The following is a 17,431-nucleotide window of genomic DNA, read 5'->3' on the forward strand; positions in this document are numbered from 1 at the left end:
TGTTTCGTCGTCATCTTAACGACTTAATCATTATATCACGATAACTTCTTAGAAGTCAACAACTTTTTAAAAAAGTTTTTTGTGTCAGTTAGTATTTCTTAACTGGACAACTTCTTAATTATATAACAATAATTCATTGAAGTCAATTGCTTTTTTAAAATATTTTTATAACTGTTTTCCAACAGCAACTTTTATATAATATAATACTTTTTTATAAAGTGCAAGTTTTTTTATGAAATTAACTTTAGATTTTAAAAATACACCTTAGACTTACTGTCTGTGGTGTATTTCCAAAGTGTTTCTTCTATATATGAACTCGGTGAATAAATATGTTTCTTTTTAAACTCAAATCAATAATCTCGCCGCTATGTTCAATTTTAACAGTAGGTCGTGTAATTAAATTATTATTTGTATAAACAATCGTTCCGATTAATCCATTAGACAGTTCCACTACTGTACCTAAAGGTAAATCTGCTACTGACGCCAATAAGGCCTGAACGACATCTATACGATACTTACCAAATGCTGATTCTCTAATGACTTCTACTACTTTAAACACAGACTCTTTAGGTTTGTATAAACGTTCGCTAGTCATTGCATGAAATACATCTGCGATTGCAATAATATGAGCTACCTGTGTAATTGAATCACCTTTGACTCGATTAGGATAACCACTTCCGTCTAATTTTTCATGATGTTGAAAAATTGCGAGCTTCATTTCTTGTTTTAAAATCGGTATATCTTTTACCATCTTCAGACTATGAAGTGGATGATTCATGATTTCTTTAAATTCAAATTCATTTAAAGCACCCGGTTTCATTCGAATTCTCTTACTAATCTTCGCCATACCACAATCAGCTAACAAGGCAGCTGTTGCAATTTGTAGAACATCGCCTTTGTTATATTTCATCTTATTCGCAATAACAGCTGCTACTAAAGCTACTGCTACTGAATGATGGTAAATATATTCTCTAGAATCCGCATAATCATTCAATGTGAAGATTTTTGTGCGATCTGTAATCATCTCATCAATTAGCGGCATGACAATATCTCGTGCTTTAACGATATCTACTTTAGAGCCTGCTTCCCAGTTAGAAAATTCAGATTTAAATTTTTGCACACTTGTTTTAAGTTTTTTCTCAAAGTTCTGCTCATCTGTTTTAAAAATTTCTTTTGTATATACTACTTCTTTTTTAGATTCAATTGATTGTTTTGATATTGGAATCATCGATATATTGAACGCTTGAAAGACCATCAACATGTCACGGTCTACTCTTGTATCCTTATATGCGATTGGATACTGTGTGTTCGCTAAAATATCTTCTGCTAATACACTACCTAATTTTATTTCATCTAAATTAATTTTTACTGTATCCAACTCACTGCCTCCTCATTCTATTTTATAAAAAATCAATTCACATATTTTCCACTAAATAGTCTACTTTCATTAAATATACACCTAATTTTTATGTGTTCCAATATAAAAAGAAGAAATCACGCATATTAACGTGATTTCTTCTAAGTCTAACAACTATTCTTCTTCTGTAGATTCTTCTTCAACAATTTCGGATTCTTCTTCAGATGGATCTTCTTTTTCTACTTTCGCAACAGTCGCAACAAATTCTTCATCGGCTAAACGAATTAAACGAACACCTTGTGTACTACGTCCAATTTGAGAAATATCATTTACATCCATACGAATTAACATACCGTTAATTGTGATCAGCATAATATCTTCTTCACCTGTAACTGCTTTAACTGCCACTACCGGACCATTTTTATCTGTAATTTGACATGTTTTAATTCCAACGCCACCGCGAGTTTGTAAACGATATTCTTCTTCTGAAGTACGTTTTCCATAACCTTTTTCTGTAACAACAAGAATCTCTTGACCTTCTTCTAAGATTTCCATGCCGACTACATAGTCATCGTCACGTAAACGAATACCACGAACACCAGCTGCATTTCGTCCCATCGCACGAATATCTTGTTCTTTAAAACGAACTAACATCCCTTGATGTGTTCCGATAATAATTTCTTTTGTACCGTCTGTTAAACGCACTGAGATTAATTCATCATCTTCACGTAAAGAAATAGCAATCAAACCGTTAGTACGAATGTTTGCAAAGTTTGATAATGATGTACGCTTCGTTACACCTGTTTTCGTTGTGAAAATAAAGTAAGCATCTTCTTCATATGAAGGAACGCGAATCATCGCTGTTACTTTTTCATCTTTATCCACATTTAACAGATTCACAATCGGTAAACCTTTTGCTGTACGTCCAAACTCAGGGATTTCGTATCCCTTCGCTTTAAACGTTTTACCTTTTGAAGTGAAGAATAGAATTGTATCATGCGTTGAAGCATACATTAAATGTTCTACAAAATCATCTTCATTCGTTCCCATACCTTGAACACCGCGTCCACCGCGTCGTTGGCTGCGGTATGTATTAGCTGGTAAACGTTTAATATAACCATTGTGTGTAAGTGTTAATACTGAATTTTCTCTTGGAATTAAATCTTCATCTTCAATCATATTCGCGCCACCAGCAATAATTTCTGTACGACGTGCATCATTGAAGCGTTCTTTTACTTCTGTTAATTCTTCATGAATAATCGCAATGATTTTTCCTTCATTTGCTAAAATTTCTTTTAATTCCGCGATTAGAGCTAACAAACCATTGTATTCTTCTTCGATTTTATCGCGTTCTAAACCTGTTAAACGTTGTAAACGCATATCAAGAATTGCTTGTGCTTGTCTTTCACTTAATGAATATTGCTCACCTAGCGCTCGCTTCGCTTCATCTGCTGTTTGTGAACTACGAATTAATTGAATGATTGCATCGATATGGTCTAGCGCAATACGAAGTCCTTCTAGGATATGTGCGCGATCTTCAGCTTTCTTCAATTCAAATTCTGTACGACGACGAATTACCTCTTTTTGATGCTCTAGATAATGATAAAGTGCTTCTTTTAAACTTAATGTTTGAGGCTGTCCATTTACTAAAGCTAGCATATTAATACCAAAGCTCGATTGCATCGCTGTTTGTTTATATAAATTATTCAAAACAACATTTGCATTTGCATCTCTACGTACATCGATCACAATACGCATACCATTACGATCCGATTCATCTCGAATATTCGTAATGCCATCAATTTTTTTATCACGAACTAATTCAGCAATTTTCTCAATTAATCGCGCTTTATTTACTTGGTAAGGAAGTTCATTCACAATGATTACTTCTTTACCACTTGTTTTTTGTTCAATTTCAACTTTTGAACGGACAACAATTGATCCGCGTCCTGTTTCATAAGCACGACGAATTCCACTACGCCCAAGAATAAGACCACCTGTAGGGAAGTCTGGTCCTGGAATGATCTCCATTAATTCTTCTGTCGTAATTGCAGGATTTTCAGATACTGCTAAAACGCCATCAATCACTTCACCAAGTTGGTGAGGAGGGATATTTGTCGCCATACCTACAGCAATACCTGATGTTCCATTCACAAGTAAATTAGGATAACGCGCTGGTAATACAACCGGTTCACGTTCATTCCCATCGTAGTTATCTTTATAATCAATTGTATTTTTATTAATGTCACGCAACATCTCCATTGCGATTTTTGACATACGCGATTCTGTATAACGCATCGCTGCGGCACCGTCACCATCAATTGAACCAAAGTTACCATGCCCATCTACAAGCATGTAACGGTAACTGAAATCCTGTGCCATACGTACCATTGCTTCATAAATAGATGAGTCACCGTGTGGGTGATACTTACCCATAACATCCCCAACAATACGTGCAGATTTTTTATATGGTTTATCCGATGTACTACCTAGCTCTTGCATTCCATATAAAATACGTCTTTGAACTGGCTTCAATCCATCACGCACATCTGGTAATGCACGTGAAACGATTACGCTCATAGCATAATCTAAAAATGCTGTTTTAACTGTTTTAGTAATATTGACTCCTTTTACGCCGGAGTGATTTTCTTCAGACAAAACGTAAACCTCCTTTCAAAAACCTTACTTAAATATCTAAATCTGCATATACTGCATTCTCATTAATAAATTGACGACGTGGTTCTACATCATCACCCATTAATTGTTCAAATGCTTGATCTGCTTCAATTGTATCATCTAATTCAACTTGTAATAATACACGATGTTCTGGATCCATGGTTGTATCCCACAGTTGCTCTGCATTCATCTCACCAAGACCTTTATAACGTTGTGTCATTGGTTTTGGTTGACTTGGTAAACGATTTAAAATTTCTTGTAATTCAGCATCGCTATAACAGTATTCTAAATGCTTACCTTGTTTCACTTGATAAAGTGGTGGTTGTGCGATATACACATAACCTGCTTCAATCAATGGGCGCATGAAACGGAAGAAGAATGTTAATAGTAATGTACGGATATGCGCACCATCAACATCGGCATCTGTCATAATAACGATTTTATGATAACGCGCTTTTTCTAAATTAAATTCTTCACCAATACCTGTACCGATGGCTGTAATCATCGCACGAATTTCCTCGTTTGATAAGATACGATCTAAACGTGCTTTTTCAACGTTTAAAATTTTACCTTTCAGCGGTAAAATTGCTTGGAAATGACGATCACGTCCAGATTTTGCAGACCCACCTGCAGAGTCACCCTCTACAATATAAATCTCACAGTCAGCTGGATTACGAGATGAACAATCAGCAAGCTTACCAGGAAGGCTTGAAAATTCTAAAGCTGATTTACGACGTGTCATTTCACGTGCTTTTTTAGCAGCTACGCGCGCACGAGAGGCAATTAAACCTTTGTCGATAATTGTACGTGCTACATTTGGATTTTCTAATAAAAAACGTTCGAAGCGTTCTGAGAATAATGAATTCGTAATCGTACTAACTTCCGAGTTACCTAATTTTGTTTTTGTTTGACCTTCAAATTGTGGATCAGGATGTTTAATTGAAACAATCGCAACTAACCCTTCTCGTACATCTTCACCTGTAAGGTTCGCATCATTTTCTTTTATTAGATTATTTTTACGTCCATAATCATTAATCACACGTGTTAAGGCAGTTTTAAAACCTGATTCATGTGTTCCACCCTCATACGTATTGATATTATTAGCAAAAGAGAAAATATTGGATGCAAAGCCATCATTATATTGCATTGCAATCTCTACAGAAATGCCGTCCTTTTCACCTTTCAAATCAATCGCTGGGTGAAGTGGATCTTTGTTCTCATTGATATGTTCTACATATGATTTGATACCGCCTTCGTAGTGGAACTCATCACGACGTTCGCTATCTGGTCGTTCATCAATAATAATCATCGTAATACCACGATTTAAGTATGCTAATTCTCGAATACGATGCGCTAAAATATCATATTCATATACAGTTGTTTCTTTGAAAATTTCTGGGTCTGCTTTAAAACGCGTTGTTGTACCATTATGATTTGTCTCACCAATCACTTTTAGCTCTTGTACAACTTGACCACGTTCAAAGATGATTTCATGGATTTTTTCATCACGATGAACTTGTACGCTTGTTTCGACAGATAGTGCATTTACTACTGAAGCACCTACACCGTGTAAACCGCCCGAAACTTTATAACCGCCACCGCCAAATTTACCACCTGCATGTAGTACTGTCATAATAACTTCTACAGCTGGCTTACCAACTTTTTCTTGTATATCAACTGGAATACCACGACCATTATCCTCTACGCGTATCCAATTATCTTTTTCAATTGCAACAGTAATCGTGTCACAGTAACCTGCTAAAGCTTCGTCAATACTGTTATCCACAATTTCCCACACTAAATGATGAAGACCTTTAGAACTGGTAGATCCAATGTACATACCTGGTCTTTTACGAACAGCTTCCAATCCTTCTAAAACCTGAATCTGCTCGGCATCATATGAAGCTGGATTTTTCTCTTCTAACGTCATAACTTGTTCCACCTACTCTTTCATATAACATTTAGATGTCTTTTGATTTGATAAGGTTCTGTAAATACTGTTACTCAGAATCTACAGAACCTTGTTTCACGTGAAACAATTTTGCTTCACGTATTGTATTGTGGTCAATGCCATCTACACTCGTTGTTGTAACAAATGTTTGTACATCGCCATGTATTGTGTTTAATAAATGGGATTGGCGATAATCATCTAATTCAGATAAAACATCATCCAATAATAAAATCGGCGCTTCTCCCACTTCTTGTTTAATTAATTCAATCTCAGCTAACTTTAAAGAAAGCGCTGTTGTACGTTGTTGACCTTGTGAACCATATACTTGTACATCATAATCATTTACCGTAAATTGTAAATCATCACGGTGCGGACCAAGTAATGTAACACCACGCTCAAGCTCTCGATTTTTTTGTTCTTTTAATTTAGCTAATAGATGTTCTTCCATAGTTGTCGAATCCCAAGAAGCTTCTAATCCACTTACAGCTTTATAGTGAATTTCTAACTTTTCTTTTTCCCTTGAGATTCCAAAATGAATAGGCGCAGCCCACTCTTGTAATAATTCCATGAATTCAAAACGTTTACGAATAACCTTCACTGCAGCGGCAACATATTGTTCAGTGAAAATATCAAAACTTAAATCATCTAAATTTCGTTTTCCCTGATTTTTTTTCAAAATGTGATTACGTTGTTTTAATATTTTTTGAAAACTAGATAAATCATGTAAGTAAGTCGGCGAAATCTGACCAATCTCCATATCTAAAAAACGCCTGCGCAACTGTGGACTTCCTTTGACGACATTTAAATCTTCAGGAGCAAACATGACTACATTCATTTGTCCAATATATTCGCTTAATTTACTTTGATTGAGGTGATTTGCTTTCGCTTTTTTACCTTTTTTGGAGATTGTAAGTTCTAGAGGAAGTTTTCCATATCGTTTTTGAATGTCTCCCTCTATTTTACCATACTCAGCGCCCCACTGGATTAATTCTTTATCATTCGATGTTCGATGTGATTTTGCCATCGCTAAAACATAGATTGCTTCCATGACATTCGTTTTACCTTGTGCATTTTCACCGATAAAGATATTAATCGTTTTAGAAAAATTTAATTCAAAAGAATTGTAATTTCGGTAATCATGTAATTTTAAGCGTTCAATATACATGCATTATTCCTCAAGAAATGCATCTTTCACAATAAATTTCCCTACCTCAGGTAACTCCACAATATCTTCGTGTCTTAATTTTCTTCCTCGGCGATCTTCTAACTCATCATTCACAAATACATCATTCTCAGCAAGGTACCATTTTGCTTGGCCTCCAGAACTAATAATATCGACCATTTTTAAAAATTGACCTAATGTTACATATTCAGTGTCTATTACGATTTCGTTCACAGTTTTCATCCTTTTCATAACGATTCTTTATCTTTCTATTATACCGAATTTTGAGCAATAAGTAAAAATAGGTATTAAAAAAGCGAATTTAGCACCTGGTACTAAATTCGCTTGGGAAATAATTCACACTGTTGCTATTTTAAAATATTAATACGTACGCACAGGTAAAATCAGCTGTAGAATCGAGTCGTCATGAATTGAACGAATGATAAACGGACGCATCGCACCAGTGAATTGAATGATTACATCTTGACCATCGATTGATTTTAGAGCATCCATCATATATTTCGCACTAAATGAAATACGCAATTCATCACCCGTTAATTCTTGTACTTGAATTTCTTCTTCAACTTTACCAATCTCAGGTGAATTTGAAGAAATTTCGATTTGGCTTTGATCTAAAGTTGAAAAACGAACAACATTATTGCGTTCTTCACGTGCTAAAAGTGATGCACGATCGATTGCTTGTAATAATTCTTTACCGTTAATTTGTACAGTAGTTTGATATGTTTCTGGGATTAAGCGATTTGTATCAGGATAATTCCCCTCTAATAAACGTGAGAAGAAAAGAACATCTTCAGTTTTGAATAGGACTTGTTGATTTGTCATATAGATATTCACAGATGTAGATGAATCTGAAAGAATTTTGCTTAATTCAGTTAAACTCTTCCCTGGGATAACAACACTTTCCACATCTTTTGGTAAGTTATCCAGCGTGACAATTCTACGTGCTAAACGATGGCTGTCTGTTGCAACGCAAATAAGCCCTTCTTCTGTAACTTTCCAATTTACTCCTGTTAATACAGGACGCGATTCACTTGTTGAAACTGCAAATACTGTTTCACGAATAATCGATTTTAATAAATCCCCAGGAATTGAAATTTGATTTTCTTCACTTACTTCTGGAAGCATTGGATATTCATTTGGTTCTAATCCGATTAAGTGGAAATCTGATTTACCAGAACGAATACGCGTTTGATAATTTTCAGTTACTTCAATTTCAACTTCATTTGTTGGTAATTTACGAATAATTTCGTTAAACATACGAGCTTGTAAAACAATTGAACCTGTTTCATCAATTTGAATTAATTGTTGACCGTCTTTTTCAGTTGGAATAAATGTTTGAATTGTAATATCTGCATCACTACCTGTTAAACGAATACCTTCTGTAGATACATCGATTTTAATACCTGTTAAAATTGGAATCGTTGTTTTTGAACTTACAGCTTTCATTACATCATTTAGTGCATTTAATAATTGATCTCTTACTATGTTGAATTTCATGTAAATAACCTCTCTTTATATATTATTAATTAATATTATTTTTAATAGTTTAAGTAATAGGGGGTGTGGATTCTGTGGATAACCCACCTCGTACGAATAAAATCAGTCTATCTGCTTGTAGATAGACTGTGTATAAGTGTGTGGTTAAAAATCTAATTTATCCACAAGCTAATTACTTAACTTGGTTTTAATCTGTTTAATATCATCTTGTAAAATTGCGTCTGTTTTTAATAAGGATGTAATTTTTTCATGTGCGTGAATTACAGTTGTATGATCACGCCCACCAAATTCTTCACCTATTTTTGGTAGTGAGGAGTCTGTCATTTCTCGTGATAAATACATAGCTACTTGACGAGGAAAAGCAATTGATTTTGTTCTCTTTTTAGCAGAAAAATCTTCAAGTTTAATACCATAGTGTTCCCCAACAGTCTTTTGAATATCCAAAATGGATAAAATTTTTGGAGTTGTTGAAGGCATAATGCTTTTTAAAGCTTCAGCAGCTAATTCAGCTGTTAAAGGTTGATTTAGTAAGTTTGAATAAGCAACAACTCGTGTTAAAGCACCCTCTAACTCTCGAATGTTCGAATCAATTTGACTTGCAATATAACTCATTACATCATCTGAAATTTGTAAACCATCTGCATCAGCTTTTTTTCTTAATATGGCAATACGTGTTTCTAAATCAGGTGGCCCAATATCGATAATCAATCCCCATTCAAAACGAGAACGTAAACGATCTTCTAATGTTGGAATTTCTTTCGGTTGGCGGTCACTTGAAATAATAATTTGTTTAGACTCTTCATGTAGGGTATTAAATGTATGGAAGAACTCTTCTTGAGTAGATTCTTTTCCAGCTAAAAACTGGATATCATCAATTAATAACACATCTACTTTTCGGTATTTATTACGAAAGGCCTCCGTATTATTATCACGAATTGAATTAATAAATTCATTTGTGAATTTCTCCGAAGATAAATAAACTACTTTCGCATTTGGATCATGTTCTAGCACATAATGACCAATTGCATGCATTAAATGCGTTTTTCCTAAACCTACCCCTCCATGTAAAAACAAAGGGTTATAAGCTTTTGCCGGTGCTTCAGCTACAGCTAATGATGCAGCGTGTGCAAAGCGATTTCCTGGTCCGATTACAAATGTATCAAATGTATTTTTTGTATTTAACATTGCTGGAGAGTGATCATTTGCAACGACAGGTAACTCTTTTTTCTTACGTTTAGTTGATGGTTGAAAATCATCATCTGCTACTTCAGTAAAATGAATATCCAATGACGAACCCGTTAATTTTTTAACAATCCCTTGAATTGTAGTTACATAATTTTTAGCTAACCATTCTTTCGAAAATGAGTTTTCAGCTGAAACAACGAGTTGATCATCTTCATATGCAATTAATTCAGTTGATTTAAGCCAAGTATCAAAGCTTGGTTTCGATATGATTTTTTTGGCCTCATGTAACACCTGACTCCAAAAATGTTTTAGTTCTTCTTGGTTCAAAATCGTCTCTCCTTTCAATTAATTTTTATGTAAATAAAAGCGCAATGTTTAATATACATGAAAATAGAATTATACACAATAGCAACAACCTGTGGATAAGTGTTGTTAAGAGGTTGCAAATAACTTTATCCACAGAGTGTGGGAAATTGTGGATAAATAGAATTAAGAGAAAAATTGTATACAAACATTTCAACAAAATGGAAGTCCTATAATGATTGATATATAAGTATTTAAAACACTTATCCACAGAAAGAATTTATTGTTCGAATAACCTTATCCACAGGGTATTAATTTGTGAAAAACTTGTAGATAATGCCTGTGGATAAAAAATATCTGAAAATTTTTAGTCACAAGCCTTCTGTATAACCAAAATGAGATTTGTGGATAAATTTCATTTGTTATTCAGTAATGAAAATCAGGGTATTTTTGAAGCAGACTTTTTGGGATCCGTATTGACAAACTATTTATAAAAACGCTATAATGTGCAAGACTGTCTGTAGCATTTATAAATGGACTTTAGACTTTCAACAGGAGGTGTATTACACAATGAAACGCACATACCAACCAAAAAAACGTAAACATAGCAAAGTGCATGGTTTCCGTGCTCGTATGAGTTCTAAAAACGGTCGTCGCGTATTAGCAGCTCGTCGTCGTAAAGGTAGAAAAGTATTATCAGCATAAGCAAGTCCACTGACCAACATCAGTGGTCTTTTTCTTTTGAGAGGTTCGTGTCAATTTTTGGCACGGACACCTCTATTCAATAATTGTTGAGCAGGTGAACGATGAAAAAAAGTCGTAGAGTGAAGTCAGAACATGACTTTCAAAAAGTATTTCGAAGAGGTAAATCTTTTGCGAATCGTCAATTTGTTGTTTACGGTTTAGCAAAAGAAGAGCAAGAACAGTTTCGTATCGGTTTATCTGTGAGTAAGAAGTTAGGGAATGCCGTAACACGAAACCAAATTAAACGTTATATCCGACAAAGCTTTCACGAGCTAGATCTTGAGTTACGTCAAGATATGGATTACGTCATTATCGCCAGAAAACCGGCGGCCACAATGAATTTTGAAGAAGTAAAAAAGAGTTTAGAACATGTTTTAAAAATCTCTAAATTTTTGAAGAGAACTACTAGAGTTAAGCAGAATAAGCATGATAAAATAGAGAAAATGAATTGACTCGCAGGGGCGATCACTAAAAAGATTTCTACATTACTTCATCCTGCGAACAACAGGAGGGGCCCAATTGAAAGAATCGATCCAAGTCGCGAAAACAGTGGAAGAAGCTGTTGCGAATGCTTTGAAAAAACTTGATTTGACCCATGACCAAGTAGAAATAGAAATTTTACAGGAGCCTAAAAAGGGTTTTTTAGGCATTGGTGCGCGCGATGCACATGTTCATGTAAAAGAGAAATTAATATTGGTTGAACCAGAAATTGAAGAAGTAGAAAATGATGAAGCTCATCCACAAACTGTAGATAACCCTGTGGAAAAAGAAGAAGTTCAAATAAAGCATGATGACACCCGTGCAATTGAAGAAGCAAAAACGTATATTGAGTCTATCGTAAAGCAAATGGATATCCATGACTTGCAAATGGATGTTATACAAAAGCAGAAAACAATTCATATTCAATTATCAAGCGAGAAAGCAGCACTGTTAATTGGAAAACGAGGTCAAACATTGAACTCACTTCAACTAGTTGCACAGTTAGTTGTACAAAAATATGCAACGCGTTACCTTACTTTAGAATTAGATGTGGAAAACTATCGCCAAAAGCGTAGAGAGGCATTAATTGAATTGGCACATCGTTTAGCTGATCAAGCTGTATCCACAGGTAAACGTATTGATTTAGAACCAATGCCATCTAGTGAAAGAAAAATTATTCATCATTCGTTAGCGAGACGTTTGGATGTGGATACTTTTTCAGAAGGTGACGCGAACCGTCGCCATTTAGTAATTGAACCGATTCGCTCATAAGTATTAAAGGATTGTGAAAGAGTCCTTCTCACGTTTTTACGGAGAAGGACTCTTTATTTTTTGAAGTAATATGAGTGTAGTGAAAAAAGAATTTATGTTAACATATATCATTAGTGAATTACGGAAAATTAGATCCAAGGAGGATTCAAAAGATGTTTGAATTTGATACAATTGCGGCAATTTCTACGCCACCAGGAGAAGGGGCGATTGCGATTGTACGCATTAGTGGTGAAGAAGCATTTGCAATTGCTGATCGTGTATTTCATTCCCCGAGTGGAAAAAGTTTGATGGAAGCACCATCTCACACAATTCATTATGGTCATTTAAAAGAAGTGGATAGTGGACAAGTTGTGGAAGAAGTCATGGTTTCAATTATGAAGGGGCCAAAAACTTTTACACGTGAAGATGTAGTTGAGATTAACTGTCATGGTGGTCTCGTTACTGTGAATCGTGTACTTCAACTTATTTTACGAAACGGTGCACGCATGGCTGAGCCTGGTGAATTTACAAAACGCGCATTTTTAAATGGGCGAATTGATTTATCTCAAGCAGAAGCAGTAATGGATTTAATTCGTGCGAAAACAGATCGCGCGATGAATGTAGCTTTAGGACAGATGGACGGAAAATTGTCTCGTTTGATTACACAGTTACGCCAAGCACTGATTGAAGTGCTTGCACAAGTAGAAGTAAATATTGATTATCCAGAATATGATGATGTGGAAGAAATGACAATTCCACTCATGCTTGAAAAATCAAATTGGGTAAAAGGTGAAATCGAAAAGTTATTACAAACTTCTTCACAAGGTAAGATTTTACGTGAAGGTTTATCCACAGTTATTTTAGGACGTCCAAATGTGGGGAAATCATCACTTTTAAATAGTTTAGTACAAGAAAATAAAGCAATTGTAACAGATGTTGCCGGAACAACTCGTGATATCATTGAAGAGTATGTCAATGTTCGTGGTGTGCCACTTCGTCTTGTGGATACAGCAGGTATTCGCGAAACAGAAGATATTGTAGAACGTATTGGTGTAGAACGTTCACGCCAAGTATTACATGAAGCAGATCTCATTTTATTTGTTGTAAATTATAATCAAGCATTAACAGACGAAGATTTACGTCTTTTCGAAACAATTCAAGATATGAATTATATTGTCGTTGTAAATAAAACAGATTTAGAACAAAATATCGATTTAGATCAAGTGAAGACTTTAGCGAAGGATCGTCGTGTGATTACAACATCTATTTTAAATGAAGAAGGTGTAGACGCTTTAGAGGAAGCAATTTCTTCGATGTTCTTTGAAGGTTCAATTGATGCCGGAGATGCTACGTATGTATCGAATTCACGTCATATTGCGTTACTGCATCAAGCATTAGATCGTATCACAGATGCGATTAATGCAGCAGAGGCAGATGTGCCTGTGGATATGATTCAAATTGATGTAACACGTACATGGGAAATCCTTGGAGAAATTATCGGCGATACAATGCAAGAAAGTTTATTAAATCAGTTATTCTCACAATTCTGTTTAGGAAAATAAATTTATTTTTAAAAAAGAAGGGAAGTACGAACATGCCAAACACATTTGAAGCAGGCACGTTTGATGTCATCGTAGTAGGAGCAGGTCATGCAGGGGTAGAAGCTGCTTATGCTTCAGCACGTATGGGAGCAAAAACACTCGTTTTAACAATTAATTTAGATATGATTGCTTTTATGCCATGTAATCCATCAGTTGGTGGACCGGCAAAAGGAATTGTCGTTCGTGAAATTGACGCAATGGGAGGCGCGATGGGAAAAGTCATCGACCAAACTCATATTCAAATGCGTATGCTGAATACTGGTAAAGGTCCAGCTGTACGTGCATTACGTGCGCAAGCAGATAAAGTTTTATATCAACAAGCTATGAAACAATTATTAGAAGAACAAGATAATTTAACAATTCACCAAGCAATGGTAGACGAGTTAATCGTTGAAGATGGTGAAATTAAAGGATTAATTACACAAGTTGGTGCTGTATATCGTGCAGAAACAGTTGTTATTACAACAGGTACATTTTTACGCGGCGAAATTATTATTGGCGACTTAAAATATTCATCAGGTCCAAATAATCAACAACCATCGATTAAATTAGCAGATAATATGCGTGATTTAGGGTTTGAAATGGTTCGTTTTAAAACAGGTACGCCACCTCGCGTAAATAGTAAAACAATCGATTACTCAAAAACAGAAATTCAACCAGGCGATGAAGAGCCACGTGCATTCAGTTTTGAAACAACTGAATTCATTATGGATCAAATTCCATGTTGGTTAACATATACAAGTCCTGAAACACATCAAATTATTAATGATAACTTAGATTCATCACCAATGTTCACAGGTGTGATTACAGGTGCAGGTCCACGTTATTGTCCATCAATTGAAACGAAAATTGTACGTTTTAATGATAAACCACGTCACCAACTGTTCTTAGAACCAGAAGGACGTAATACACAAGAAGTTTATGTACAAGGTTTATCCACAAGTTTACCTGAACATATTCAACGTAAAATGCTTGAGACAATCCCAGGATTAGAAAAAGCTGAAATGATGCGTGCAGGTTATGCGATTGAGTATGATGCAGTAGTTCCTACACAATTGTGGCCAACACTTGAAACGAAAAAGATTAAAAACTTATACACAGCTGGTCAAATTAATGGTACTTCTGGTTATGAAGAAGCAGCAGGTCAAGGAATGATGGCTGGTATTAATGCAGCAGCGCGCGTATTAGGTAAAGAAGAAGTTATTTTAGGTCGTGCAGATGCTTATATCGGTGTTTTAATTGATGACTTAGTTACAAAAGGTACAAATGAACCGTATCGTTTATTAACATCACGTGCAGAATATCGTTTATTACTACGTCACGATAATGCAGATATGCGTTTAACAGAAAAAGCTTTTGAATTAGGTCTTGTTTCTGAAGAGCGTTATAACAAATTTGTTGAAAAGCGTGAGTTAGTAAAAGCTGAAATTAATCGTCTAGCTGAATTTGGCATAAAACCACGTCTTGTCAATGAAGCTTTAACTGAAATGGGCAGTAGTCCTTTAAAAGATGGTATTCATGGAACAGATTTATTAAAACGTCCAGAATTAAATTATGATTTTGTTGCTAAAGTGACAGAAGCTCCTGAATTACCTGAAGATGTGAAAGAACAAGTAGAAATTCAAGTGAAGTACGAAGGTTATATTGAAAAAGCTTTACAACAAGTTGAAAAACTTAAGAAAATGGAAGGTAAGAAAATTCCAGAGCAAATTGATTACGATGCCATTTCAGGAATTGCGACAGAAGCACGTGAAAAGCTAAAAGAGATTCGTCCATTAACTGTTGCACAAGCATCACGAATTTCAGGCGTAAATCCAGCCGATATTTCAATTTTATTAGTGTATATTGAACAAGGTAAAATTGCTAAAATCGCACAATCATAAATCAATTTAGTCGAGATGAGAGGGGAACAATATGAACGAGGAACAGTTTATACAAGCGTTAAAAGAACAAGGTATTGAGTTATCAGAAAAACAAATTCAACAATTCCGTCGCTACTTTGAAATTTTAGTTGAATGGAATGAAAAAATGAATCTTACAGCGATTACAGATGAACCATCTGTTTACCTAAAGCACTTCTACGATTCAATTAGTGCAAGTTTCCATTTTGATTTTACAAAAGTTACAACTGTATGTGATGTAGGTGCAGGGGCTGGTTTCCCAAGTTTACCAATTAAAATTTGTTATCCACATTTACACATTACGATTGTGGATTCTTTGAATAAACGTATTCAATTCTTGAATCATTTAAGCGATGAGATTGGTTTAGATCATGTGGAATTTGTACATGCAAGAGCAGAAGAATTTGGTCAAAATCCTCAATACCGCGAAAAATTTGAGCTTGTAACTGCTAGAGCTGTGGCACGTTTATCTGTATTATCAGAACTATGCTTACCTCTTGTTAAAGAAGGCGGTAAATTCCTTGCATTGAAAGCTGCAAGTGGTGATGATGAATTAAAAGATGCTAAAAAAGCGATTACTATATTAGGTGGTAAATTAGTGCATCATGTTGCTTTTGAGTTACCTGTTGAGGAAAGTGAACGTACCATTTATGTATTTGATAAAGTAAAAGCAACACCAAAAAAATATCCAAGAAAACCTGGAACACCGAATAAATCTCCTATTAAATAACGAATGTTTCATGTGAAACGATATGTCATCTTACTTTTTTTGTAGAAAGAAACTATAATAGAGGTATTGCGCAACAAAACAGACATAAAATCGACTTATCACAATGATGTGGAATGAGGATATACTTGAAATAATCGTTAAAAGGTGGTGCTAAACTTGAAAAGTGCTTTATCACGTATTTTTGGTGGCGGCGATAAAACTGTAACGAAAGAGTCAGCTGAAAATGTGCTAAACTTACCAATTAGTAAAATTCATCCGAACCGTTTCCAGCCACGTACAATTTTTGATGACTCCAAAATTGAAGAATTAGCTCGAACAATTCATACACATGGGATTATTCAACCAATTGTTGTACGAACAATGGAGAATGGTGATTACGAAATCATTGCAGGTGAACGCCGATATCGTGCGATGAAGTCATTACAATGGGTGGAAGTCCCAGCTATTATTCGAGAGATGTCAGATAAAGAGACTGCTTCTGTCGCATTAATCGAAAATCTTCAACGAGAAGAACTAACAGCAATTGAAGAAGCACAAGCATTTCAACAGTTGCTAGAGCTACATGAATTAACACAGGAAGCGTTAGCGCAACGTTTAGGTAAGGGCCAATCGACTGTCGCAAATAAATTGCGTCTATTAAAATTACCTGAGCAAATTAAAGAGTCTATTTTAAAACGTGAAATCTCTGAGCGTCATGCTCGTGCATTAGTTCCTTTGAAAAATGAAGAATTGCAATTGCAATTATTAGAAGAAATTAAGGAACAAGACTACAATGTGCGTCAGTTAGAACAGCGGATTCGTGAAATTCTAGAGCCAATTGAAAAGGTGAAGAAACCACGTGTTAAAAGGAAGTCTGTTAGTCGTGATGTTCGTATTGCTTTAAATACAATTCGTGAATCATTAACCCTTGTTAATAAAACAGGTATTGATGTAAAAGCAGAAGAAGAAGAACATGATGAGTATTATCAAATTACTGTAAAGATACCAAAAAATAAAAAATAAATTGCGTAAAAGGGAAGCAGACATATGAGCTGTTTCCCTTTTTCATATACTTATACTGAAAAAAATTTGAT

At 35.0% G+C, this 17,431-nt stretch carries 14 protein-coding genes; 7 read left to right on the forward strand and 7 right to left on the reverse strand.

What is annotated here, in order from left to right:
* Window positions 1-304 precede the first annotated feature (304 nt).
* The 7 genes from ACKVQX_RS12165 to dnaA form a co-directional block, all read right to left on the reverse strand.
* The gene (locus ACKVQX_RS12165) at window positions 305-1,378 is read right to left on the reverse strand and encodes an HD-GYP domain-containing protein (RefSeq protein WP_068456848.1); all 1,074 of its coding nucleotides are present in this window, start codon (window positions 1,376-1,378) and stop codon (window positions 305-307) included.
* A 153-nt stretch (window positions 1,379-1,531) separates the two neighbouring features.
* Window positions 1,532-4,015 carry a DNA gyrase subunit A gene (gene gyrA, locus ACKVQX_RS12170; RefSeq protein ID WP_087682067.1) on the reverse strand — a complete coding sequence of 828 codons (2,484 nt, stop codon included), beginning with the start codon at window positions 4,013-4,015 and terminating at the stop codon, window positions 1,532-1,534.
* Between the two features lie 28 nt (window positions 4,016-4,043).
* Window positions 4,044-5,963 (reverse strand): DNA topoisomerase (ATP-hydrolyzing) subunit B, encoded by a 1,920-nt coding sequence (gyrB, locus tag ACKVQX_RS12175; RefSeq protein WP_068456851.1) that lies wholly within the window; start codon window positions 5,961-5,963, stop codon window positions 4,044-4,046.
* Window positions 5,964-6,033: 70 nt separating this feature from the next.
* On the reverse strand, window positions 6,034-7,149 hold the full coding sequence (gene recF, locus ACKVQX_RS12180; protein ID WP_325943780.1) for a DNA replication/repair protein RecF: 1,116 nt from the start codon (window positions 7,147-7,149) through the stop codon (window positions 6,034-6,036).
* A 3-nt stretch (window positions 7,150-7,152) separates the two neighbouring features.
* Complete coding sequence (gene yaaA, locus ACKVQX_RS12185) at window positions 7,153-7,389, reverse strand: S4 domain-containing protein YaaA (RefSeq protein WP_409136396.1); 237 nt, start codon at window positions 7,387-7,389, stop codon at window positions 7,153-7,155.
* A 138-nt stretch (window positions 7,390-7,527) separates the two neighbouring features.
* The gene (gene dnaN / locus ACKVQX_RS12190) at window positions 7,528-8,664 is read right to left on the reverse strand and encodes a DNA polymerase III subunit beta (protein ID WP_409136371.1); all 1,137 of its coding nucleotides are present in this window, start codon (window positions 8,662-8,664) and stop codon (window positions 7,528-7,530) included.
* A 168-nt stretch (window positions 8,665-8,832) separates the two neighbouring features.
* Window positions 8,833-10,176, reverse strand: coding sequence for a chromosomal replication initiator protein DnaA (gene dnaA / locus ACKVQX_RS12195; protein ID WP_068456863.1), 1,344 nt, complete (start codon window positions 10,174-10,176; stop codon window positions 8,833-8,835).
* 546 nt (window positions 10,177-10,722) lie between these two features.
* Here dnaA and rpmH point away from each other — a divergent pair.
* The 7 genes from rpmH to noc all read left to right on the forward strand — a co-directional run bounded on the left by rpmH (window position 10,723) and on the right by noc (window position 17,360).
* The gene (gene rpmH, locus ACKVQX_RS12200; protein ID WP_036200974.1) at window positions 10,723-10,857 is read left to right on the forward strand and encodes a 50S ribosomal protein L34; all 135 of its coding nucleotides are present in this window, start codon (window positions 10,723-10,725) and stop codon (window positions 10,855-10,857) included.
* Window positions 10,858-10,958: 101 nt separating this feature from the next.
* Window positions 10,959-11,348 carry a ribonuclease P protein component gene (rnpA, locus tag ACKVQX_RS12205; RefSeq protein ID WP_087682065.1) on the forward strand — a complete coding sequence of 130 codons (390 nt, stop codon included), beginning with the start codon at window positions 10,959-10,961 and terminating at the stop codon, window positions 11,346-11,348.
* Between the two features lie 67 nt (window positions 11,349-11,415).
* Entirely contained in the window at window positions 11,416-12,147 is a 732-nt protein-coding gene (gene jag, locus ACKVQX_RS12210; protein WP_068456868.1) for an RNA-binding cell elongation regulator Jag/EloR, read from the forward strand.
* Between the two features lie 152 nt (window positions 12,148-12,299).
* Window positions 12,300-13,688: a tRNA uridine-5-carboxymethylaminomethyl(34) synthesis GTPase MnmE gene (gene mnmE, locus ACKVQX_RS12215; protein ID WP_068456871.1), complete on the forward strand. Its 1,389-nt coding sequence runs from the start codon at window positions 12,300-12,302 to the stop codon at window positions 13,686-13,688.
* Window positions 13,689-13,720: 32 nt separating this feature from the next.
* Complete coding sequence (gene mnmG, locus ACKVQX_RS12220; protein ID WP_068456875.1) at window positions 13,721-15,610, forward strand: tRNA uridine-5-carboxymethylaminomethyl(34) synthesis enzyme MnmG; 1,890 nt, start codon at window positions 13,721-13,723, stop codon at window positions 15,608-15,610.
* Window positions 15,611-15,641: 31 nt separating this feature from the next.
* Complete coding sequence (gene rsmG, locus ACKVQX_RS12225; protein WP_068456877.1) at window positions 15,642-16,358, forward strand: 16S rRNA (guanine(527)-N(7))-methyltransferase RsmG; 717 nt, start codon at window positions 15,642-15,644, stop codon at window positions 16,356-16,358.
* 156 nt (window positions 16,359-16,514) lie between these two features.
* On the forward strand, window positions 16,515-17,360 hold the full coding sequence (gene noc, locus ACKVQX_RS12230) for a nucleoid occlusion protein (protein WP_068456880.1): 846 nt from the start codon (window positions 16,515-16,517) through the stop codon (window positions 17,358-17,360).
* Window positions 17,361-17,431: the final 71 nt, after the last annotated feature.

The organism is Kurthia sp. ISK08 (assembly GCF_046159805.1).
Lineage (GTDB): Bacteria > Bacillota > Bacilli > Bacillales_A > Planococcaceae > Kurthia > Kurthia gibsonii.